This window comes from Sphingomonas sp. FW306-05-A (genome assembly GCF_058782275.1).
On the sequence record NZ_JBYSXN010000002.1, the window covers coordinates 1,522,830 to 1,543,621 of the forward strand.

25 protein-coding genes are annotated in these 20,792 nt (G+C 66.1%); 16 read left to right on the plus strand and 9 right to left on the minus strand.

Annotation, left to right across the window (positions count from 1 at the left end; genetic code table 11):
* Positions 1-122: 122 nt before the first annotated feature.
* Positions 123-581: a HemJ family protein gene (locus AC3WJR_RS15860; protein WP_492725935.1), complete on the minus strand. Its 459-nt coding sequence runs from the start codon at positions 579-581 to the stop codon at positions 123-125.
* Entirely contained in the window at positions 581-1,612 is a 1,032-nt protein-coding gene (hemE, locus tag AC3WJR_RS15865) for a uroporphyrinogen decarboxylase (protein ID WP_492726199.1), read from the minus strand. Before hemE ends, AC3WJR_RS15860 begins: the two co-directional genes overlap by 1 nt.
* Before the next feature lie 340 nt (positions 1,613-1,952).
* Between hemE and AC3WJR_RS15870 the strand changes: the two genes are divergently transcribed.
* The 11 genes from AC3WJR_RS15870 to AC3WJR_RS15920 all read left to right on the plus strand — a co-directional run bounded on the left by AC3WJR_RS15870 (position 1,953) and on the right by AC3WJR_RS15920 (position 8,859).
* The gene (locus AC3WJR_RS15870) at positions 1,953-2,777 is read left to right on the plus strand and encodes a pyruvate, water dikinase regulatory protein (RefSeq protein WP_492725937.1); all 825 of its coding nucleotides are present in this window, start codon (positions 1,953-1,955) and stop codon (positions 2,775-2,777) included.
* Positions 2,774-3,370 (plus strand): Maf family protein, encoded by a 597-nt coding sequence (locus AC3WJR_RS15875; RefSeq protein WP_492725939.1) that lies wholly within the window; start codon positions 2,774-2,776, stop codon positions 3,368-3,370. Before AC3WJR_RS15870 ends, AC3WJR_RS15875 begins: the two co-directional genes overlap by 4 nt.
* Complete coding sequence (gene aroE, locus AC3WJR_RS15880; RefSeq protein ID WP_492725941.1) at positions 3,367-4,179, plus strand: shikimate dehydrogenase; 813 nt, start codon at positions 3,367-3,369, stop codon at positions 4,177-4,179. The genes AC3WJR_RS15875 and aroE overlap by 4 nt, the downstream gene beginning before the upstream one ends.
* The gene (coaE, locus tag AC3WJR_RS15885) at positions 4,176-4,775 is read left to right on the plus strand and encodes a dephospho-CoA kinase (protein WP_492725943.1); all 600 of its coding nucleotides are present in this window, start codon (positions 4,176-4,178) and stop codon (positions 4,773-4,775) included. The genes aroE and coaE overlap by 4 nt, the downstream gene beginning before the upstream one ends.
* Positions 4,776-4,779: 4 nt before the next feature.
* Complete coding sequence (gene dnaQ, locus AC3WJR_RS15890; protein ID WP_354278707.1) at positions 4,780-5,469, plus strand: DNA polymerase III subunit epsilon; 690 nt, start codon at positions 4,780-4,782, stop codon at positions 5,467-5,469.
* 97 nt (positions 5,470-5,566) lie between these two features.
* The gene (gene hpf, locus AC3WJR_RS15895; RefSeq protein WP_492725946.1) at positions 5,567-6,157 is read left to right on the plus strand and encodes a ribosome hibernation-promoting factor, HPF/YfiA family; all 591 of its coding nucleotides are present in this window, start codon (positions 5,567-5,569) and stop codon (positions 6,155-6,157) included.
* 84 nt (positions 6,158-6,241) lie between these two features.
* Entirely contained in the window at positions 6,242-6,709 is a 468-nt protein-coding gene (locus AC3WJR_RS15900) for a PTS sugar transporter subunit IIA (RefSeq protein ID WP_492725948.1), read from the plus strand.
* On the plus strand, positions 6,687-7,163 hold the full coding sequence (locus AC3WJR_RS15905; RefSeq protein WP_354278704.1) for a PaaI family thioesterase: 477 nt from the start codon (positions 6,687-6,689) through the stop codon (positions 7,161-7,163). The genes AC3WJR_RS15900 and AC3WJR_RS15905 overlap by 23 nt, the downstream gene beginning before the upstream one ends.
* A complete protein-coding gene (locus AC3WJR_RS15910; protein WP_492725949.1) occupies positions 7,160-7,501 on the plus strand; it encodes a DUF1491 family protein in 342 nt (113 codons plus the stop codon). The genes AC3WJR_RS15905 and AC3WJR_RS15910 overlap by 4 nt, the downstream gene beginning before the upstream one ends.
* A gap of 153 nt (positions 7,502-7,654) precedes the next feature.
* Positions 7,655-8,290 (plus strand): cell wall hydrolase, encoded by a 636-nt coding sequence (locus tag AC3WJR_RS15915; protein ID WP_492725951.1) that lies wholly within the window; start codon positions 7,655-7,657, stop codon positions 8,288-8,290.
* Between the two features lie 50 nt (positions 8,291-8,340).
* Positions 8,341-8,859, plus strand: a complete 519-nt coding sequence (locus AC3WJR_RS15920) for an MmcB family DNA repair protein (protein WP_354278701.1) — start codon at positions 8,341-8,343, stop codon at positions 8,857-8,859.
* Positions 8,860-8,881: 22 nt separating this feature from the next.
* Here the strand turns inward: AC3WJR_RS15920 and AC3WJR_RS15925 are convergent, their stop codons facing one another.
* Positions 8,882-9,496, minus strand: a complete 615-nt coding sequence (locus AC3WJR_RS15925; RefSeq protein ID WP_492725953.1) for an ankyrin repeat domain-containing protein — start codon at positions 9,494-9,496, stop codon at positions 8,882-8,884.
* 64 nt (positions 9,497-9,560) lie between these two features.
* Between AC3WJR_RS15925 and AC3WJR_RS15930 the strand changes: the two genes are divergently transcribed.
* Genes AC3WJR_RS15930 through AC3WJR_RS15940 form a run of 3 tightly spaced genes read left to right on the plus strand, consistent with a single transcriptional unit; the run spans position 9,561 to position 11,280 of the window.
* A complete protein-coding gene (locus tag AC3WJR_RS15930) occupies positions 9,561-10,169 on the plus strand; it encodes an SCO family protein (protein ID WP_492725954.1) in 609 nt (202 codons plus the stop codon).
* On the plus strand, positions 10,157-10,597 hold the full coding sequence (locus AC3WJR_RS15935) for a YcgN family cysteine cluster protein (RefSeq protein WP_354278698.1): 441 nt from the start codon (positions 10,157-10,159) through the stop codon (positions 10,595-10,597). The genes AC3WJR_RS15930 and AC3WJR_RS15935 overlap by 13 nt, the downstream gene beginning before the upstream one ends.
* Entirely contained in the window at positions 10,594-11,280 is a 687-nt protein-coding gene (locus tag AC3WJR_RS15940; protein ID WP_492725956.1) for a M48 family metallopeptidase, read from the plus strand. Before AC3WJR_RS15935 ends, AC3WJR_RS15940 begins: the two co-directional genes overlap by 4 nt.
* Here the strand turns inward: AC3WJR_RS15940 and AC3WJR_RS15945 are convergent.
* The 5 genes from AC3WJR_RS15945 to AC3WJR_RS15965 form a co-directional block, all read right to left on the minus strand.
* Positions 11,244-13,430 (minus strand): transglycosylase domain-containing protein, encoded by a 2,187-nt coding sequence (locus AC3WJR_RS15945; protein WP_492725958.1) that lies wholly within the window; start codon positions 13,428-13,430, stop codon positions 11,244-11,246. The genes AC3WJR_RS15940 and AC3WJR_RS15945 overlap by 37 nt on opposite strands.
* A gap of 99 nt (positions 13,431-13,529) precedes the next feature.
* Positions 13,530-13,946 carry a peptide-methionine (R)-S-oxide reductase MsrB gene (gene msrB / locus AC3WJR_RS15950; RefSeq protein ID WP_354278695.1) on the minus strand — a complete coding sequence of 139 codons (417 nt, stop codon included), beginning with the start codon at positions 13,944-13,946 and terminating at the stop codon, positions 13,530-13,532.
* A gap of 4 nt (positions 13,947-13,950) precedes the next feature.
* Positions 13,951-15,081 carry an NAD(P)/FAD-dependent oxidoreductase gene (locus tag AC3WJR_RS15955; RefSeq protein ID WP_492725959.1) on the minus strand — a complete coding sequence of 377 codons (1,131 nt, stop codon included), beginning with the start codon at positions 15,079-15,081 and terminating at the stop codon, positions 13,951-13,953.
* The gene (locus tag AC3WJR_RS15960; RefSeq protein ID WP_492725960.1) at positions 15,060-15,746 is read right to left on the minus strand and encodes a methyltransferase domain-containing protein; all 687 of its coding nucleotides are present in this window, start codon (positions 15,744-15,746) and stop codon (positions 15,060-15,062) included. Before AC3WJR_RS15960 ends, AC3WJR_RS15955 begins: the two co-directional genes overlap by 22 nt.
* Complete coding sequence (locus tag AC3WJR_RS15965; RefSeq protein WP_492725962.1) at positions 15,743-16,816, minus strand: type III polyketide synthase; 1,074 nt, start codon at positions 16,814-16,816, stop codon at positions 15,743-15,745. Before AC3WJR_RS15965 ends, AC3WJR_RS15960 begins: the two co-directional genes overlap by 4 nt.
* A gap of 211 nt (positions 16,817-17,027) precedes the next feature.
* On the opposite strand from AC3WJR_RS15965, the gene AC3WJR_RS15970 reads away from it, so the two are divergent.
* Entirely contained in the window at positions 17,028-17,723 is a 696-nt protein-coding gene (locus tag AC3WJR_RS15970; RefSeq protein ID WP_492725963.1) for a phosphatase PAP2 family protein, read from the plus strand.
* On the plus strand, positions 17,720-18,553 hold the full coding sequence (locus AC3WJR_RS15975) for an inositol monophosphatase family protein (RefSeq protein WP_492725964.1): 834 nt from the start codon (positions 17,720-17,722) through the stop codon (positions 18,551-18,553). The genes AC3WJR_RS15970 and AC3WJR_RS15975 overlap by 4 nt, the downstream gene beginning before the upstream one ends.
* Positions 18,554-18,584: 31 nt before the next feature.
* Here AC3WJR_RS15975 and htpG read toward each other — a convergent pair whose 3' ends face one another.
* Positions 18,585-20,480 carry a molecular chaperone HtpG gene (gene htpG / locus AC3WJR_RS15980; RefSeq protein WP_492725966.1) on the minus strand — a complete coding sequence of 632 codons (1,896 nt, stop codon included), beginning with the start codon at positions 20,478-20,480 and terminating at the stop codon, positions 18,585-18,587.
* Positions 20,481-20,792: the final 312 nt, after the last annotated feature.

Consider the following 20,792-nt stretch of genomic DNA (forward strand, 5'->3'; position numbering starts at 1 on the left):
TTGAGGAAGGATACAGTAGCCGAACGGCGCGAAGCCGTCGCACTACAATACCCCCGCCAGATACGACCGTCTCAGGAAGGCGTCAAGGCGCGACGTTAGGGCGCGAGTTTGGGGGGGTCGCGTCAGAACGGCTGGACGATCGCCAGGATCACGATGAACGTCACCAGCACCGCTGGCACTTCGTTGATCATCCGCAACTGCCGCCCGGTCATCGTCGGCTTGCCCGCCTTGAGCTTGCGCGCATAGCCGACTGCCCAGCCGTGATAGCCGGTGAGGACGACGACCAGCAGCAGCTTGAGATGCAACCAACCAAGCCCCGCCCCGCCCGAAAACAGCCCGGCATTGGCGGCGAGCAACAACCCGAGCACCCAGACAACGATCATCGCGGGCGTCAGGATGATATTGCGGATCTTTGCCTCGCGCTCGACCCATAAGCCTGCGTCGCCGCCCGAACCGGCCAGCGCTTCCTGGTGATAGACAAGATAGCGCGGCAGCATGAACAGCCCCGCCATCCAGAAGATCACGAAGATCAGATGCGCCGCCTTGACCCAGAGATAGGCGTTGCCGAGCATTCCAGCCATCATGCGTTCCGTACAAAGGCGAGCAGTTGCTCGACATGCGCGATCGGCGTGTCCTGCAGAATGCCGTGGCCGAGGTTGAAGACGTGCGGGCGGTGCTCGAACGCCTTGAGGATTCGTGCGGCCGCTGCCTCGAGATCGCGACCGCCCGCGATCAGTGCGAGCGGGTCGAGATTGCCCTGGACCGGCATCCCTTCAGGCAGGTTCGCCGCCGCCCATTCGGGGTTGATCGTCTCGTCGACGCCGACCGCATCGACCCCGGTTTCGCGCGCATAGATCGGCAATTTCTCACCGGCCCCCTTCGGAAAGCCGATCACCGGTACGCCCGGGTGCCGCGCATGGAGCAGGGAGACGATCGCCGCATTGGGCGCGATCACCCAGCGTTCGAATTGCGCGGGGCTGAGGCTGCCCGACCAGCTGTCGAACAATTGCACCGCCTCGACCCCGGCGATGATCTGCTTCGACAGATAGTCGACGGTGGACGTCACGATCGCGTCGATGATCTCGCCGAACGCTTTCGGGTCGGCATAGGCGAAGCGGCGGGTTTCGCTCTGGTCACGGCTACCCTTGCCCGCGACCATATAGGTCGAGACGGTCCAGGGGCTCCCTGCAAAGCCGAGAAAGGTCGTTTCGCTACCCAGCATCGCCGCGACCTGGCGGACCGTCTCATAGACCGGCTCCAGCCGTTCTGGGGCCTGTTCGAGCGACGACAGCGCATGGTCGACCAGCGGCGGAGTCAAGGCGGGGCCTTCGCCGACCCCGAAGGTCAGCCCCTGCCCGAGCGCTGCCGGGACCATCAGGATGTCCGAAAACAGGATCGCGCCATCGAATCCGAAGCGACGGATCGGCTGGATCGTCACTTCCGCGGCCGCTGCACTGTCGTTGACCAGCGCGAGGAACCCGCCCTTTTCGGCGCGCAACGCCCGGTATTCGGGCAGATATCGCCCCGCCTGCCGCATCAGCCAGATCGGCGGAACGGCTTGGCGTTGTCCTTTCAGCGTCGCGAGCAACGGCTTGAACGGTGCCTCGGACAGAGGTCCGGCGGGAGTCGGTTCGGGAAGGATCGCGGATCCCCTCTTCAATAAGAGTCTAGATTCTTATGAGGTAATAAAGGTTGTTGGTCGGTGGAAGTCGGGGCTTAGGCAATTGTCCCGGAAATGCCAACAGGTCGGGCTGAATCGCACGCCCGATTCAGCGAGACGATCGGCGATTCCATCCCCATGATTCACAGCCTGTGGATAAATCGGGGGGCTGTGCACGCGATTGTGGAAAACTCGGGCGTTTTCCACCGTTCGTGGCGGCTTTGCGCGGCTGGGAAGTTACGCTAGCGGTTATCCCCATGTTATCCACAGGCCTTTGCAAGGGGCGCGGCTGATGCGGCTTCACCTCCATCTCTTGTCGGATTCTACCGGCGAGACGCTCGAGAACATCGCCAAGGCGGCGCTCGCGCAATATGACGACGTCGAGACGATCCGGCATTTCTGGCCGATGGTGCGCACCGAGGCGCATCTCGAACGGATCCTGCAGGAAATTTCGCAGAATCCCGGGCTCGTGCTGTTCACATTGGTCAACAGCGCGACCCGCGCGACGCTCGAGACGCGGTGTCGCGCGCTCGGGTTGCCCGCGGTCGCGCCGCTGGACGGCGTGACGGGTGCCTTGTCCGGGTTGCTTGGTCAGGCCGCCAAGGCACGCCCGGGGCGGCAGCACGTGCTCGATGCCGCCTATTTCGCGCGGGTCGACGCGATCCAGTTCACGATCGCGCATGACGACGGCATCCTCGCCGAGGATTGGGAGGAAGCGGACATCGTGCTCGCGGGTGTATCGCGCTCGTCCAAGACGCCGACGTCGATCTATCTCGCCAATCGCGGGTTCAAGACCGCCAACATTCCGATCGTGATCGAAAGCCCCCCACCAATCAGCCTGTATTCGCTCAAGCACCCGATTGTCGTCGGGCTGACGACGAGTGCGGATCGGCTGATCCAGGTCCGGCGCAACCGGTTGCTGTCACTCAACCAGAAGACCGAGACTGCTTATGTCGACCAGGAATCGGTTACGCGCGAAGTCGCTTATGCGCGGCGGATGTTCGCGGACAATGGCTGGCCAGTGATCGACGTAACGCGCCGCTCGATCGAGGAAACCGCCGCCGCGATCATCGCGTTGGTGGGGGAACGCGGTATCGCACCGCGAGGCGACCTGTGAGGGTCGTCCTCGCATCCCAAAGCGCGTCGCGGCGCGCGATGCTCGCCGCCGCGGCAATCCCGTTCACCGCCGTCTCGGCCAGCGTCGACGAGGAGTCCGCCAAGGCCGCGCTGCTGGCGGAAGGGCTTGCGCCGCGCGACATGGCGGATGCGCTGGCGGAACTGAAGGCGGTCAAGGTGTCGTCGCGCGACGGTCAGGCGCTGGTGCTCGGTTGCGACTCGGTGGTTGTGCTCGACGACGGGTCGATGCTCGACAAGCCGCGCTCGCGCGAGGAAGCGGGCGCGCATCTCGCGCGGATGTCGGGGAAGCGGCACGACCTCGTCAGTGCGGCGGTGATCGCCGAGGGCGGACGCCCGGTCTGGCGGGTGGTCGATCGCGCCAAGATGCACGTGCGCACCCTGTCGGATGCGTTCATCCAGACCTATCTCGACCAGGAATGGCCCGAGATCGCCGGCTGTGTCGGCTGTTACCGGATCGAGGGACCGGGCGCGCAGCTGTTCACCCGGATCGAGGGAAGCCAGTTCACCGTCCTTGGCCTGCCGCTGTTGCAGGTGCTCGATTACCTACGTGTCCGCGGAGTGATGCCGTCATGATCTATGCAGAAGTCATCGGCGATCCGATCGCGCATTCGAAGTCGCCGATCATCCACGGATTCTGGCTCGATGCGCTCAAACTGGAAGGCAGCTATCGCGCGCATCATGTCGCACCCGAAGGGTTGGCCGCCTATTTCGCCGAGCGGACCGCCGACCCCGACTGGCGCGGCTGCAACGTCACCTTGCCGCACAAACAGGCGGTGTTCGATCACATCGCGGATCCCGGCAACGTGCGGAAAACGATCGGTGCGGCAAATACGGTGTTCCGCGGCGAAGACGGTGCGTTCCTGTGCACCAATACCGATGCCGCGGGATTCTACGCGCCGCTCGATGGGCTCGATCTGACCGGCGCGCCGGTGGTGGTGATCGGTGCCGGCGGGGCGGCGCGCGCGGTGTTGTTCGCGCTGGCCAAACTCGGGGTCGGTCCGGTGACGGTGCTCAACCGCAACGTGCTGAAGGCGGCGGCATTGCTGTCGTCGTTTGGCCTCAAGGGACAGGCGCTGCCGCTGACCGCGCAGCTTCCGCCCGCCGCCCTGGTGGTCAACGCGAGTTCGCTCGGCATGACGGGTCAGGCACCGCTGACGATCGACCTCGATCCGCTGCCGCAGGATGCGCTGGTCTATGACGTCGTCTATGCGCCGCTCGAGACTCCGTTGCTCGCGGCCGCCCGCGCGCGCGATCTCGATACGATCGATGGGCTCGAGATGCTGATCGGCCAGGCAGCGCTTGCGTTCGAGCTGTTCTTCGGCGTGGCACCGCCGCGGGACGAGGACCACGATACGCGGCTCAGGGCGTTGCTGACGGCATGATCACGATCGGCCTGACCGGTTCGATCGGGATGGGCAAATCGACCGTCGCTGCGATGTTCGCGGACGCGGGCGTTCCGGTGTTCGATGCCGACGCCGCGGTCCACCGGTTGCAGGCGTCGGATGCGGCGGTGATCTCCGCGATCGAAGCCGCCTTTCCCGGATCGACCGGTCCCGGCGGAGTCGATCGCGTGAAACTGGGGCCAATGGTGCTGGGCGATGGCGCGGCGCTCAAGCGGCTCGAAGCGATCGTCCATCCCGCGGTCCAGGCGGATCGCGCAGCGTTCCTGGAACGGCATGCCGCGGCACCGATCGTCCTGTTCGACATTCCGTTGCTGTTCGAAACCGGCGGCGAGTCGCGCGTCGATGTGGTCGTCGTCGCGTCCGCGCCCGAGTCGGTGCAGCGCGCGCGCGTTCTGCAGCGCGCCGGCATGACTCCAGACAAGCTCGACGCGATTCTGGCGCGGCAAATGCCCGATGTCGAAAAGACCGTGCGCGCAGATTTCGTCGTTCCGACAGGGGGTTCGCTGGATACGACGCGTGACGCGGTGCGGCAGATCATCGCTTGCCTCGCCGCGCGCAAAACCCCACTATCATGACCCTATGAGAGAGATCGTCTTCGACACCGAAACCACGGGGTTCAGCTTTTCCGATGGTGACCGCATGGTCGAAATCGGATGCGTCGAGATGATCAACAAGGTCGAGACCGGCCGCACCTTCCACGCCTATTTCCACCCCGAACGCACGATGCCGCCCGAGGCGCAGCGCGTCCACGGGCTGAGCGACGCGTTCCTGTCGGACAAGCCGCTGTTTCACCACGGCGCGGATGCGTTGCTCGAGTTTCTCGGCGACAGCCCGCTGGTTGCGCATAATGCGAGCTTCGACTTCGGCTTCCTCAACGGCGAATTGACGCGGTGCAGCCGTGCGGCGATCAACATGCAACGCATGATCGATACCGTCGCGATGGCACGGATCCGGCACCCCGGCGCGAAGCACAGCCTCGATGCGTTGTGCAACCGGTACGGGATCGATCGCAGCCACCGTACCTTGCACGGCGCATTGCTCGACGCGCAGCTGCTCGCGCAGGTCTATATCGAACTGACCGGCGGGCGGCAGATCGGGCTCGGCCTGGTCAGCGAAACGATCGAGGTTGCCCTTCCCGTCGCACCGGCAACGCCCGCGAAAGCGCGCCCGCCGCGGACCTTCGCGGTGCCGGAGGCGGATCTTGTGCGGCATGCAGCGTTTATGAAGTCAGTGGTCAATCCTTTGTGGGGAGGCGAGACGGCCAACTGATTCAACCTATTGGGGGGTCGAGGCGTCCGGCAGACGTCATCTACCAGCCGGAACATCCGTACAGCGGAGTCCGGCAGTACAGTATGGAGAAGTGCTCATGGATATTCGGGTTTCCGGCCATCAGGTCGAAACGGGCGAAGCGCTCAGGACCCATGTCGACGAGCGACTCCAAGGCATAGCGACCAAATATTTCGCCAGGACGATCTCGGCACAGGTCACCTTTGGCAAGGGACCGCATGACAACCGCTTCACCTGCGATATCGTGTGTCACGTCATGCAAGGGTTGATCCTGAAGGCGAGTGGCGATGCCGCCGAGGCGCATCTCGCGTTCGATTCGGCCGCGGGGAAAATCGAGAAGCAGCTCCGCCGGTACATGCGCCGTCTGAAGGATCGCAGCGCAACACCGACCAGTGCATCCGCCACCGCTGAAGAGGTGGCCGCGAGTGATGCCGGCTATACGCTGTTCCAGGAACATACCGCCGAAGAGGAAGCAGAGGATTTCCCGCTGATCGTTGCCGAAACGCGAGTCGATATCCCCGATGCGAGCGTGTCCGATGCGGTGATGATGCTCGACTTGCGCAATACGACCGCATTGCTGTTCCGCAACTCTTTGTCCGGCACGTACAACATGGTGTACCGCCGCGGCGACGGGACGATCGGTTGGGTGGAACCACAGCGCGTGTCGTAATGTTGCGGTCCGCTTTCGCCGATCCGTGATCGGCGCTATGAGCCCGCGCAAGCACCCGTGCTTGACGCGGGCTCAAGGATTGCGATGACCGATTTGCACGACCTTCTGAGCACCGATGCGGTGCTCGAACGCGAAAGCGCGGGCACGCGCAAATTGCTGTTTCAACACCTCGCCAGCGTTGCGTCCAAAGTCTACGGCGTCGATGCGGCGGCGGTCGCCGAGGCAGTTGGCGCGCGCGAGAAGCTGGGGTCGACCGGCTTCGGTCGCGGTGTCGCGACTCCGCACGGACGGCTTGCCGGATTGCCCAAGGTCTGCGGTATCTTTGCCCGACTGACGAACCCGATCGAATTCGCGGCAGTCGACGATCTTCCCGTCGATATCGTGTTCATGCTGTTGTCCCCGCCCGACGCGGGTGCCGAGCATTTGAAGGCATTGGCGCGCGTCTCGCGCATGCTGCGCGATGCCAATTTCGTCGACAAGTTGCGGGGCGCAGGGTCGCGCGACGCACTGGTCGCATTGCTGATGGCGGATGAAGCGCGTGACGCCGCCTGACCCCGCGCTGTCGGGCGAGGCGGCGCATTTCCGGGCGCTGGAAGCGCTCTACGCGGCCGCACCGATCAACACGCTGTTCGATTCCACCCTCGAAATCCCTTCGGCCGGGATTGCGCGGATCCGGTTCACGATCCACCCCGACGTCTTCCATGCCGGGGGCGCGGCGCATGGAACCAGCTACTTCAAGATGCTCGACGACGCGGCATTCTACGCCGCCAACAGCCTGGTCACCGACCGGTTCCTGCTGACCACCGCGTTCAACCTGTTGCTGACCAAACCCTTGCGCGAAGGCCCCGTCGTGGCGGAGGGGCGCTGGGTATCGGGGCATCGCCGGGTGTTCGTTGCGGAGGCGCGACTGGTTGATGCGGACGGCGAGGAAGCTGCCCGCGGAACGGGTACGTTCATGCGCTCGCAGATCCCGCTCGCGACGCTCCCGGGCTATCGCACGGCATGAGTGCCACCCTCCCGACCGGTCTGCTCGTGTCGGCGCTGCTCAAGCGCGTCAACGATGCGGGTGGCATGGGGATGGTGCGTGCGCGCGGTGAACCGAGTTCTGGCGCTATATTATTGATATTAAACGATAATGAAGGCAATACACAGCTGGTGGAGCGGGCGCTTGGCCCAACCGGGCAACCGGCGCTGATTCCAACCGGTCCGGCGGATGCCTTTGACCCGTTGGCGCGCGAGTCGTATTGGCAGCGCCGGCGCGCGCGCGACCCGGATCTGTGGGTGATCGAACTGGACATCGCGTCGCCGGAACGATTCGCCGCAGAAACAATCCTGGCCAGTTGACCGGTCCGCTGCGGCCCTGAATAGACGGTCCATCGATTGAGCGTTGTGCTTCACCGGGTGCGATCCGGTAGAGTTACGCAGTCGGGGGGCTGTCCGGATAAACGACCGAAAGATCGTTTGTCTCCGTGCACCAACCGCATTTTTGTAGTTTGAATGTCGTTTGCCAACCGTGTCGCGACCTGCGCGACCATGATCCTTACCGCAGCCGCCATCATCGGCGCGGGCACGCCGGGGTTCGCCCAGCAACTCGATCGGGCCATTAACGCCCCGGTCGTTGCTTCGGTTCCCGAAGCGGGCGTCGTCCAGGCAGCGGACATTACCGACCCGACGACCCTCGAAGATACCAGCGATACCCTCCAGGACGGCGACACCGTCGCTTACGGCACCCTCGACGCGGCGGTTGCCGCACAGTCGGTCCCGGATGACATGGGTGACGAGCTCCAGTGCATGGCCGGCGCGATCTACTTCGAAGCCAAGGGCGAGCCCCTCAGCGGCCAGCTGGCGGTTGCCGAAGTCATCCTCAACCGCACCAAGTCGGGCAACTTCCCCAAGTCGGTCTGCTCGGTCGTGACCCAGCGCGGCCAGTTCTCGTTCGTTCGTGGCGGGCATGTGCCGTCGGTCCCCTCCAACCGCCAATATCGCACCGCCATCGCGGTTGCGCGCGTTGCCCTCGCCGACAGCTGGGACAGCCCTGCGTCGGATGCGATGTACTTCCATGCGCGCCAGGTCACGCCGGGCTGGCATCGCCAGCAGGTCGCCTCGATCGGCAACCACATCTTCTACCGCTGAACACACCGCGTCGGGTTTGACGCGTTCGTGAAATGTTCTAGGATCGGCGCATGTTGCACGATCCGCCAGACTCCCCTCCGCAATCTTGCATAGACGAACCCGGATCGCCGCTCTGTGCGGCGGACGTTGCGCGCGGCACGATCCGGATGCTGCTGCGGCATGATCTCGTCGCGCTTTCGGAAGTTCCGCTGGACGGCAATCGCCGCGCGGACCTGATGGCGATCGACGCACGCGGACAGATCGTTATCGTCGAGATCAAGGTGTCGCGCGCGGATTTGCTCGGCGATAACAAGTGGACCGAATATCTCGGCTGCTGCGACCGCTATTATTGGGCGGTCCCCGCCGGTTTCGATGCCAGCCCGCTCGACCGCGAAGGGTTCCTTCCCGAACGCACCGGAATCATCGTCGCGGACCGCTACGACGCCGCTATCCTGCGCGAGGCGCATACCGATCCGCTGTCCGCCGCGACGCGCAAACGCGTGACGCTGGCCTTCGCACGACGCGCGGCACGGCGGATGATCGCGCTGACCGACCCGGAAGCAAACGGCTTGCTCGCCATCCGCAGCTGACGGGCGGTCGCGCGCGAAAAATTTAGAGCTTGGGTCCCGACACGGCCTTGCGGACCTTCTTCGGGGCCGCGTCGATCAGTGCGGCGATCGCCGGGGTGCGCTTGTCCTGATGCGCATAATCGCGTGCCGATGATCCCTGCAGCAGGTCCTTCTGGTCCGGGTCCGCGCCAAGGTCGATCAGGCTGCGCACCATCGTCGTATCGCGGCGCTGCACTGCGCGGATCAGTGCGGTTTCACCGCTCGCATTGCCCATGTTGACGTTCGCACCGTGCTTGACGAGCGTTTCGATCATGTCGGTCGACCCCAGGCTCGACGCGATCAGCAACGGGGTTTCGCCCCGTTCGTTGCGGAGGTTGGGGTCGGCGCCACGCGCCAGCAAATAGTTGAGATAGGTGGAATCCTGTCGCCGAACGACGATGTGGAGCGCACCGTCTCCACTGGTGATGTCCTTGGCGTTGATGACGGTCGCCCCGGGCTTGTCGAGGAACTTGGTGACCTCGTCCCCCTTCCCGTCCTTGATCGCCTGCAGGAACTTGTAGCCCTCCGATTGGCCCATCTGCGCAACGGCCGGGGTGGCCAGAAGGACAAGCGGCGTGGCGGAGAGCGTCAACACGGCGGCGAGGAGGCGACGGGTCATCGGATAAGTGTCCTGACAGAAGGCGAAACCGGTGCAATGCTTGCGTGCTGCGACCTAACAGATCATGACGGAACACGCCATGAACCAGATCGCTCGCGCGCTGTCCGCCTTGCTGCTGACCGCGCTTCCCATCGCCTGCAGCAGCCCCGCCCCCACGACGCACGCTCCGCTGGAGGGTGCGCGGATCGGTGCGCCGTTCACGCTGACCGACCAGGACGGCAAGCCGCGCAGTGATCGCGACTTCGCGGGGCGATATCGCATCATGTATTTCGGCTACACCTTCTGCCCTGACGTCTGCCCGGTCGACGCGCAAACGATCGGTGCGGGATTGCGGCTGTTCGAGGCGAAGGACGCCACGCGCGCCGCCAAGGTGGTCCCCATCTTCGTGACCGTCGATCCGGCGCGCGATACACCCGCGGTGCTCAAGACGTTCGTCGCGGCGTTCCATCCGCGCATGGTGGGTCTTACCGGGGATCCCGCCGCAATCGCTGCGCTGACCAGGGCGTACGGCGTCGCCGTCCAGGCGGAGAAGCCCAATGCCGATGGCGGATATCTCGTCGCACACGGGCGTTTTGCCTTTCTGATGGGACCGAGCGGCAAGCCAATCGCGTTGCTGCCGCAGGACCAGACGCCGCAAGCAGTCGCGGACGAACTCGAACGGTGGGTCAAGTGAGCAGTAAATTCTGGGAAGAGCCGATCGACACGCTCGACCGCGGGCAGTGGGAAGCATTGTGCGACGGCTGCGGCAAATGCTGCGTCCACAAGCTCGAGGATGAGGAAACCGGCGAGTTGCTGCCGACCAACGTGTCGTGCCGCCTGCTCGACCGGTCGACCGCACTCTGCTCGAACTACAAGCACCGCCACGCCTATGTCAGCGAATGCGTCCGCCTCAGCCGCGACAACGTCCGCACGATCGACTGGCTGCCCGCCACCTGCGCCTATCGCCTGCGCGCGGCGGACGAGCCGTTGCACGAGTGGCATTACCTCGTCTGCGGCGACCGTGAGGCGGTCCACCGCGCGGGGCAATCGGTGCGCGGCTGGACGATCTCAGAGGATGATGCGGGCGACCTCGAATATCATCTGGTCGACCGCGAGCTGTGATCGATCCGCCCGAGGTCGTTCGCAACGCGCGTGCGCGGCGCGCGCGGCTTTCGGTCGATAGCGCGACGGGGCGCGTGCGGCTGGTATTGCCACCGCGCGCTTCGCTCAAGACCGCGCTCGCTTGGGCAGCGGGCAAGGCCGACTGGATCGCCGAACAGCGCGCGCGCCTGCCGCAGGCGCTTCCGTTCGAGCCGGGAAGCGCCTTCCCGTTCGGCGACGGCACGCTGACGATCGCGTGGGAGGAGACCGCGTCGCGCCGGATCGTGCGGGACGGCGACATTCTGCGCTGCGGGGGGCCGCGCGATGGCCTTTCGCGCCGTATCGCGCTGTGGCTGCACCGCGAAGCTTTGCGGGTTCTGAGCGAGGAAACCGCCGAGTTTGCCGCGCGGGCGGGCGTATCGGTCGCCAAGGTTGCGGTGGGCGACCCAAAGACGCGCTGGGGCAGTTGTGCCTCGAGCGGGACGATCCGTTACAGCTGGCGGCTGATCCTGATGCCGGCATTCGTGCGCCGCTCGACCGTCGCGCACGAAGTCGCGCATCGGCTGCACATGAATCACGGTCCGCATTTCCACCGCGCGGTCGCGCAGCTCGACGAAAGCGACCCGGCGCGCTCGCATGCCTGGCTACGCGCCAATGGCGCGGCGCTTCACTGGGTCGGGCGGGGGTCCGGAACCGGCGACTGACGCGCGTTCGGCGCGCGCGCAGGCGTGTTGGCGCGCGACGTTTCGCGACCGAGCACATGGTCCAGCCACGCCTGATCGAGCTTCTCGCCTTCCGCCGGACGTTCGGTGCCATCCTGTCCCGCGCCCTGCCCCTGACCCTGCTCGGGGCGTTCCGCTGGGCGCGGCTGGCGGACGATCGGATTGCCGTCCTGATCGACCTGTTGCCCCTCGACGGGGGCCGGTGCGACGCCCGGTTCGAGCGGCGCACCGTTCTCGTCGACGAACAGCCCGTTGTCGGCTTCGCCGAAATAGGATTCTTGGTCGGGCTCGAGCTGATATTCGGGCAACGTCACCTTGGTATCGAACTGTTCGACCGGGCGATTGGCGACCGCCACCTTCATGAACGCTGCGAACGCGCGAGCCGGGGCGGTCCCGCCGTGGAGACCCGCGATCGGCTTGGCATCGTCGCGCCCCATCCATACACCCGTCGTCAGGCCGCTGGAGAAACCAAGGAACCAGCCGTCCTTGCTCGACGTCGTCGTGCCGGTCTTGCCCGCGACCGGGCGTCCGATCTGTGCGGCGCGCCCCGTGCCGGTGTTGACCGTCGTCTGTAGCAGGTCGGTCATCTGCGCGGCGACATAGGGCGCGACCAGCACATGGCTGGTGTCGATCGTCTGGGCATAGATCGTCTCGCCCGAAGCGGTCACCTTGGTGATTCCGTAAGGCGTCACCGCGACCCCCTTGTTGCCGACACTTGCGAAGGCGCGGGTCATGTCGATCAGCCGCACGTCCGACGTGCCGAGCACCATCGAGGGATGCGTATTGACCTTGGTGGTGATGCCGAAGCGCCGCGCCATGTCGGCGACGGTCGCGAACCCAACCTCCTGCCCGAGCTTCGCGGCAATCGTGTTGAGCGAATAGGCAAAGGCGGTGCGCAGCGAAACCGCGCCAGAGTTGCGGCGGGAGTCGTTGCGCGGGCTCCAGCCGTCGATCGTGATCGGTTCGTCGACGATCGAATCCTCAGGCTTGTGGCCCGCCTCGAGCGCCGCCAGATAGACAAACAGCTTGAACGCGGACCCCGGCTGGCGTTGCGCCTGGGTCGCGCGATTGTAGATCGAGGAGACGTAATCGGTCCCGCCGACCATCGCGCGCACCGCACCGTCGCGGTCGATCGCGACGAGGGCACCTTGCGCACCGGACGGTGCATTCGCGCGGATCGCGGTATCGGCGGCGCGCTGCATCCCGAGGTCGAGCGTGGTCCACACTTCGAGCGGACGCTGCGTCTCGTCGATCAGCACTTCGAGCTGCGGCAACGCCCAGTCGGTAAAGTAGCGAACGCTGTTCTGCCGCGGTTCGGGGGCGAGCTTGACGTCCTTGGGGTTGGCCTCTGCCGCCTGCTCGGCCGTGATCGCGCCGGTTTCGCGCATCAGACCGATGACGACCCCCGCGCGACCGACCGCAGCCTCGGCATCGGCGGTCGGCGAATAGGCCGACGGTGCCTTGACCAGACCCGCGACGATCGCAGCTTCGGCAAGGCTCAGCGTCTCCGCGCCATGCCCGAAAAAGCGCCGTGAAGCCGCATCGATCCCGTAGGCACCTCCGCCGAAATAGACCTTGTTGAGGTACAGCTCGAGGATCTGGTCCTTGCTGAACTTGCGCTCGAGCGCGAGCGCGATCAGCGCCTCGCGACCCTTGCGGCCGTAGGTGTATTTGTTCGAAAGGAAGATCGTCCGCGCGACCTGCTGCGTGATCGTCGACGCGCCCTGCAGGCGGCGGCCGTTCCCACGGTTGTTGAAGGCAAAGCGGATCGACCGGGCGAGCCCGATCGGATCGACGCCGATGTGCGACCGGAACCGGCGATCCTCGACCGAGACCATCGCCTCGCGCATCACCAGCGGGATCCTGTCGTACGGCAACCATTCCCCGTAACTCGGCCCGAGCGAGACGATGACGGTGCCATCGGCGGCATGGACTCGGATCATCTGGCCGTTGGGCGACGACTTCAGTTCATCGTAGCTCGGCAGCTGGCTTTCGGAGACGTAGACGGTGATCGCGAGCACCGCGAACGCGAGCACCATCAGTCCCGCCAGAATCTGCAACGCGAGCACCACCCGACGGCGCCACAAGGGCGCGCGCGCAGAACGGGGGGAAGAAGCGGAAGAGCGGGCCATGCGCGGTTGAGAGCGTTAAGGCTTGCCGAACCATCCGGCAAGCCATGCCTTGGCGAACGATGCCGCGGGAACGCTCGTCCGGTCGATCAACCGCATCGTTTAGGCGCGCCCCTCGTCGCCATTCCCGCGCGCGCGGAATTCGAGGCTGAGCGAGTTCATGCAATAGCGCAGCCCGGTCGGCGGCGGGCCGTCGGGAAATACATGGCCAAGATGCCCGTCGCAGCGCGCACAGCGTGCTTCGGTGCGGGTCATGCCGTGGCTGACGTCGCTATGGTCGGTGACATTCTCGGGATCGATCGGCTGGGTGAAGCTCGGCCAGCCCGAACCGGAATCATATTTGTCCGCCGAATCGAACAATGGCAGTGCGCACCCGCCGCAGCGATAGATGCCGTCCGCCTTGTTGTTGTTGTAACGCCCTGTAAACGCCCGCTCGGTCCCGGCCTCGCGCAGCACGTGATAGGCTTCCGGGCTGAGCTTCTTGCGCCACTCGGTTTCGGACAGGGTGATGTGCTCCATGGATTCAGTTTTCCTGTTGGCGTGCGTCGTGGTCAAGCCTCGAATGGCCGATCCTTGTAGCACGTGCGATGATATCGATCAGTCCCGGCACGTGGCCGACCAGCGGAAGCAGTGCCGCGCCTAGCCGTGGCCGTTCCGCCACGTCGCGCACCAGTCCTGCCAGCCGGATCGGCCGGGCGGTCGCCGCCGCGAAATCGCGCTGGAAGCGCGGTGCCGCCGCTGCACCGCCCTCGATATAGGAACGCCCTGCACGGATGCCACTGGCGATCGCGATTCCCATCCCCTCCCCGGCAAGCGACGGAATCACGCCCGCCTGATCGCCAAGCCGGAATACGCCGTCATCCGTGCGCTGCGCACGCCAGCCATAGGGAACGTTGGCGATCGCATCGATCGGTTCGCGCCCCGCCCGGAACGCAAGACGGTCGCCAAGCGGTGGGTGATCGCGCGCCAGCACGTCGAGCAACGCAGCGGGGGAGCCGGCGGCGGCCATCTTTGACCGATGCACCGCCATGCAGACATTGGCGCTGCCGTCTTCCTGCAACACGATCCCGACATAGCCGCGATCGAACAGGTGCAATTCGATCGCATCGCCGATCAGGCGCGTGAGCCCGGGGGCAGCAAAAAGCCGGATGCGTAGCCCAAGCACCGGATCGTCCCCGCGCGCTGCGCTCGGACGCGCGGAGCCCCGCACGTCGTGCTTGCCGTTGGCGAGGAACAGCGCGTCGGCGACGAGATCCGTCCCGTCGTCGAGCGTTGCGCTGGTGCCGTCGACGGTGCGCACGGTGACACCGCGTTCGACCGCTGCCCCCATCGCGACCGCCTGCCGCAGTAAAACCGTATCGAGCAGCCGGCGCGACACGCCGTGCGCGGGGCGTGGCAGGAGCGCCTCGGCCGTGCGGTTCCCGGCGAACAGCCGGGTGCGCAGGATGCGCGCGGGGCCAAGCGCGCTCGGGTCGATCCCGAGCCGCCCCAGCGATTCGAGCGTCCGCCAGCTGAGGAACCCACCGCAGATCGCGTCACCGGTCTCGCGGCTGCGTTCGATCAGCAGATGTGGCGTACGGGCACGGGCCAGCAGAATCGCGGCGCTCGCGCCCGCGGGGCCGCCGCCGACGATCAGCGCAGGTGTTCGACGCATAACCGGTACGGGAAGGCGCGGTAGACGCGTGCGGACACGCCTGCTTCCGCCAAAATCGGGGGCCATTCGCCGGGCCGATAGGATCGCGCGACCGAGAGCGTGCCGTCATGCCGCACGATCGGATGCCACCGCGCGAGCGCCGCGAGGATCGGAAAACCCCAATGTGCGATCGGGTGACGGTGGAGGTCGTTGACCAGCCAACCACGCGCGCTTTCGCGGTCCATGAAGCGGAGGAAGGCGACGAGCTGATCGTGCGTCATGTGATGCGCGACGAGACTGCTGATGACGAAGTCCCACCCTGCCCCGGCATGATCGGCGTAATCGCCGGTGACATAGCGGATCGGCAGGTCGGCGGGGGTATGCGCGGTGGCCGCAAGTGCGCTCCGCGGGTTGAGGTCGACGCCGACGAGATCCGCCTCCAGCCCGCGTCGTGCCGCCCAGCGCGCGATGCGGCGGAGCATGTCGCCATCCCCGAACCCGACGTCGAGCAGCCGGAACCGAGTCATGCCCCTGGTCGCGCGGCGCAGGAAATCGAGCGTCGGTCGCGGCGCCATGGTGATGCCGTTGACCTTCGCCAGATCCGCGACCACCGCGGCATAGGTTTCGGCCGACAGATCGTCCGCGTCCATCAGCTCTTCGGCGATGGCGCGCTGTTTCAGGGTCATTCCGCGCTCCGGAAGGCGAAGCCCTCCGCGGCAAGCCCCGGGCCGAATGCGAGCGCGACGCCATTGTCGATCTTCGGCCCGTCGAGCAATCGCGCGAGGACGAACATCAGCGTCGCCGACGACATGTTGCCGACATCCGCCAGCACCCCGCGCGACGTGGCCAGCGCATCGTGCCGGAGCGATAGCGCGGTCTCCACCGCATCGAGGATCGATCGTCCGCCGGCATGGACCGCCCAGCCGTCGATCCCCTGCGGGTCCTGCCCCCCGGTCGCCGCCGCGGCGAACACCGGGTCGGCGAGACCGGCGGCGATCCGGCCGGGAACCTCACCCGACAGATGCATCGCGAAACCCTGGTCGGTAATGTCCCAGCGGATCAGTTCAGCGGAATCGGGGAGCGTGGTGGCGAAGGGTGCCCCCAGCGCAAAACCGGTCGGTTCGGCGCACACCAGCGCCGCCGCGGCCCCGTCACCGAACTGGAGCATCGCGAGCAGGGGTTCGAGCGCCGGGCTATCCTGCAAGTGCAGCGTCGACAGTTCGACGCACACCACCAGCACGCGTGCGTCGGGTTCCGACCGGACGATATGCCGCGCACTGCGCAACGCCGCGACCGCAGCGTAACAGCCCATGAACCCGACCAGCAGCCGTTCGACGCTCGGCGCGAGCCCCAGCTTGGCGGCGATGATCTGGTCGATGCCGGGGGCCACGAACCCGGTGCAACTGGCGACGACCAGATGCGTGATCCCGTCCAGCGCGACCTTCTCGCCAAGCGCCGCGATCGCGGTCAGTGCGAGCGCAGGTGCGGCCTCGGCATAGAGTTTCATCCGCTCCGCCGTCCCCGGAAGGATGTCGCGTGCGTAAAAGCCCCCGACATCGACCGGCGATCCGCCATCCGCGCCGATCGGGAGGATCGACCAGCGATGATGGATCGCAGCCCGCGATGCCATGCGATCGAACACGCGCGCGCTGCGCGGATCGGGCAAGCGGGCGCGCGCCCAGGCGATGAAAGCCGCATGGATGTCGTGATCCGGAACGGCGGTGCCGATCGCGGTGATATGGGCGTTGATGGGCAATGCACGCTTTCAGACGGACGACCGGAGAAATCCGCTCGCCGTGTAGATACGTTATCCTGCCGCTTTGGATCCGGGAAGCCCGCAGGATCGCGGAATGCCAGCGAGCCAAGGGAGCCTTACCCGGTCTTCCTCGTTTCCGCAGCCTGATCGTGCCCGTTGCCCTGTGGCACTGCAGGAGTGCGCGCGTGACGAGACCATGACGATCCGGCTATTGGAGACTCTCCGTACCCGCCCCGATCGCGCCTTGCTGGTTGCGTTCGGCGTGGTTGCCGCGTTGCTGTTGTTCGTCCTGCACATCGCGTCAGAGGTCGGCGCGGGGGATACCGATGCGTATGACTCGTCGATCCTGCGCGGCATCCGCGCAGCCGCCGAGCGCCCGGGACCGGTGACGCATGCGGTTCGGCTGGCGATGCAGGACTTCACCGCGCTCGGCGACGTGACGACGCTGACGCTCGTCGTGATTCTCGTCGTCGGCGGATTGCTGATCGTACGCAAGGTTGCGATGGCCTGGTTCCTGGTCGGCGCTTCGGTGCTGGGCACGCTGTCGGTCGAACTGCTGAAGGCGCTGGTCGATCGACCGCGGCCAAACGTTGTCGCGCATTGGGCGACCTTCTCGCACGCCAGTTTCCCGAGCGGGCATGCCGCGGATTCGGCGATCGTCTATCTCACGCTTGCCGCGCTGGTCGCGCGCAGTGTCCAGACCCGCGCGTTGCGCGTGTATATCCTGGTTGCGGCGATGCTGCTGACGCTGTTGATCGGGCTTTCGCGCTTGTATCTCGGGGTGCATTGGCCGACCGACGTGCTCGCGGGATGGATTGTCGGCGCGGGGTGGGCGTTCCTTGCGGCGACGGCGGCATGGTGGCTGCAGGCCCGTAACGCGCTCGAAGCGCCAGGAGCCGAACGATGACCGAGACCGACCCCGTCGCAACATTGATCCGGGACGTGGCGGAGCGCATCATCCTGCCGCGTTTCCGCAATCTCGCCACAGATCAGATCATCGAGAAGGCGCCGGGCGACCTGGTGACCATTGCCGACCGCGAGGCCGAGCAGGCGCTGTCGGAAGGGCTTCGGCGGATCGACGGCACCGCCGCAGTCATCGGCGAGGAAGCCGCGGCGGCGGACCCGTCCGTGCTCGACGCGGTCGGCGGTGCGCGGGTGTGGATCATCGACCCGATCGACGGGACCGAGCATTTCGCGGCGGGGCGCAGCCCGTTCGGCGTGATGGTCGCACTGGCGGAACACGGGCGGGTCGAGGCGGCGTGGATCTATGATCCGGTGCGCGGCCGGATGTGCCACGCGCGGCGGGGCGGCGGGGCGTTCATCGACGGGGTCCCCGTCACGATCCGGACGCCGCCGAACACCAGACCGATCGCCACGCTCGCGACCAAGTTCTTCCCCGCATCCGTGCGCGAGACGGTCGAGGCGCAGGCCGCTACGGCGTTCGACCTCGTCCCATTCCCGCGCTGTGCCGCCGAACACTATCCGACGCTGTGCCTAGGCGGAAACCAGGTCGGCTTCTTCCTGCGCACTTTGCCGTGGGACCATGCCGCCGGATCGTTGCTGCTCGAGGAAGCGGGCGGGTGCGTGCGGCGCTGGGACGGAGCGCCCTACCGGTTGGACGACCGGAAGACTGGACTGCTGCTGGCGTGCGACGCGGCGACGTGGGACCTGGCCCACGCCACCTTGTTCGCCGAACAAACTGGGCTCGACCCGAACGCCCCCCCGCCGCTCGCCTGAGACGAGCCCGGGGGGGCGGCGGGTCAGCCGATCACCCGAGCGCGCGCGTCAGGACCCGCGCGAGCCGTGCCGCGAACGCGCGCGGGTCGACCGGTTGTTCGCCGTCGGCGATCTGCGCCTCGTCGAACAGCAGATGCGCGGCATCCGCGCGCAACGCATCCCCCTCGCCCAGCCCGGCCAGCTTGACGATCAGGTCATGCTGCGGGTTGATTTCGAGCACTGGCTTGGCCTTGGGCGGGGCCTGCCCCGCACTCGCGAGCATCCGTTCGAGCTGACGGTCCATCCCGCTCTCGGTCGCGACCAGACACACCGCACTTTCGGTCAGCCGGTCCGATGCCCGCACATCCGAGACGTCGTCCGCCAGCGTCGTCTTCACGAACGCGAGGAAATCCGACACTTCGCCGCTCGCCTCGGTGGCGGGCGGGGTATTCCCCTCGAGCAGCGGGATCAGCGCGAGGTCGGCGGACCCTTGCGTCACCGAGCGGAACGGCTTGCCTTGGTAATCGACGCCCGCGGTCACCCAGAAATTGTCGATCGGGTCGGACAGCAGCAACACCTCGACCCCGCGCGCGCGGAACCCCTCGAGCTGCGGCGCGGTCGCGATCCGGTCGAGATCGGTCCCCGTGACGTAATAGATCGCGGTCTGATTCTCCTTCAGCCCCGCGCTATACTCCTCGAGCGAGCGCCATCCGCCGTCGGATGTGGTCGTATGGAAGCGCGCAAGATCAAGCAGCGCCGCACGGCGCTCGAAATCCTCGTACAGCCCTTCCTTGAGGACCGGGCCGAACGTCTCCCAGATCTTGAGATACGCGTCCTTGTCCGACGTCGCGCGCTTTTCGAGCTCGGACAGGACCCGCGCGGTGACGCCCTTCTTGATCGCGCCGAGCACCGGGCTCTGCTGGATCATCTCGCGCGACATGTTGAGCGGCACGTCCGAGGAATCGACCAGCCCGCGCACGAATCGCAGGTAACGCGGGAGCAATTCCGCCTCGTCGGTGATGAAGACGCGGTTGACGTAGAGCTTGATCCGCCCGGCGCGATCAGGATCGAACAGGTCGAACGGCTTGGACGACGGCACGAACGCGAGCACCGAATATTCGTGCCGCCCTTCCGCGCGGTAATGCAGTGTCAGCGCGGGGTCATCGAACTGGCCCGATACGCTGCGGTAGAAATCGGTATAGTCCGCTTCGGTGATCGCGGACTTGGGCTTGGTCCACAGCGCCGCACCATCGGCGATCTCGACCGGCTCGGCATCGGGCTTTTCGCGCAGCGCAATCGGTACCGGGACATGGCCCGACTGTGCCTTGATCGTCTGTTCGACGGTGTAGCGTTCCGCATAGTCCTTCGCATCGTCGAGCAGGTGAAGCACGACGCGCGTCCCCCGCGCGGGCGCTTCGGCGAGATCGACCGGTGCGATCGTGTAGCTGCCGAGACCGTCCGACGACCAGAGCGATGCCTCGTCGCTGCCGGCGCGGCGCGACACCACGTCGACGCTCTTCGCGACCATGAACGCCGAGTAGAAGCCGACGCCGAACTGGCCGATCAGCTGCGTATCCTCAGCCCCTTGCGCGCCTGCGAGCTTGTCCATGAAGCTCTTGGTGCCCGACCGCGCGATCGTGCCGAGCGCATCGGTCATCTCGGCCGCGGTCATGCCGATGCCATTGTCCTCGATCGTCAGCCGCTGCGCGTCGGGATCGAGCGTTACGGTGATCTGCGGGCGGGGATCGTCCCCGAGCAGCGTGGGATCGGCGATGCCTTCATAGCGCAGCTTCTCGCACGCGTCCGCCGCGTTGGAGATTAGTTCGCGCAGGAACACGTTCTTATCCGAATAGACCGAGTGCACCATCATGTGGAGCAGCTTGGCGACATCGGCCTCGAAGGCGTGGGTTTGCGGCGTGGCGGTGTCCGGAGCGGTGGTGGTCGTCATGGTCTGGTCGCAGCCCCTATGCGGTGAATGGTTGCGCCGGAGTTGGGTGGAGGCGGCGGCGGGGTCAAGGGCTGGCGGTTTTGCGGGGGTGGTGCGGGTCGGAAGGTTAGGGGTAAACGCATTGCGTTTCCGCCGGTTCGGTGGGGGAATGGGTGGAGGCCGGTGCTGTCAAAGAGCACGGTCGGATTTTAGCGGGAATGGAGTTTGTAGGACAGCGGGTGCCCGCCTTCTCCTCCCCTCCCTGACAAGGGAGGGGCCGGGGGTGGGTTGGCCCCTTGTCGCGCGTCGCGTCCGCCCCATACGAACCCACCC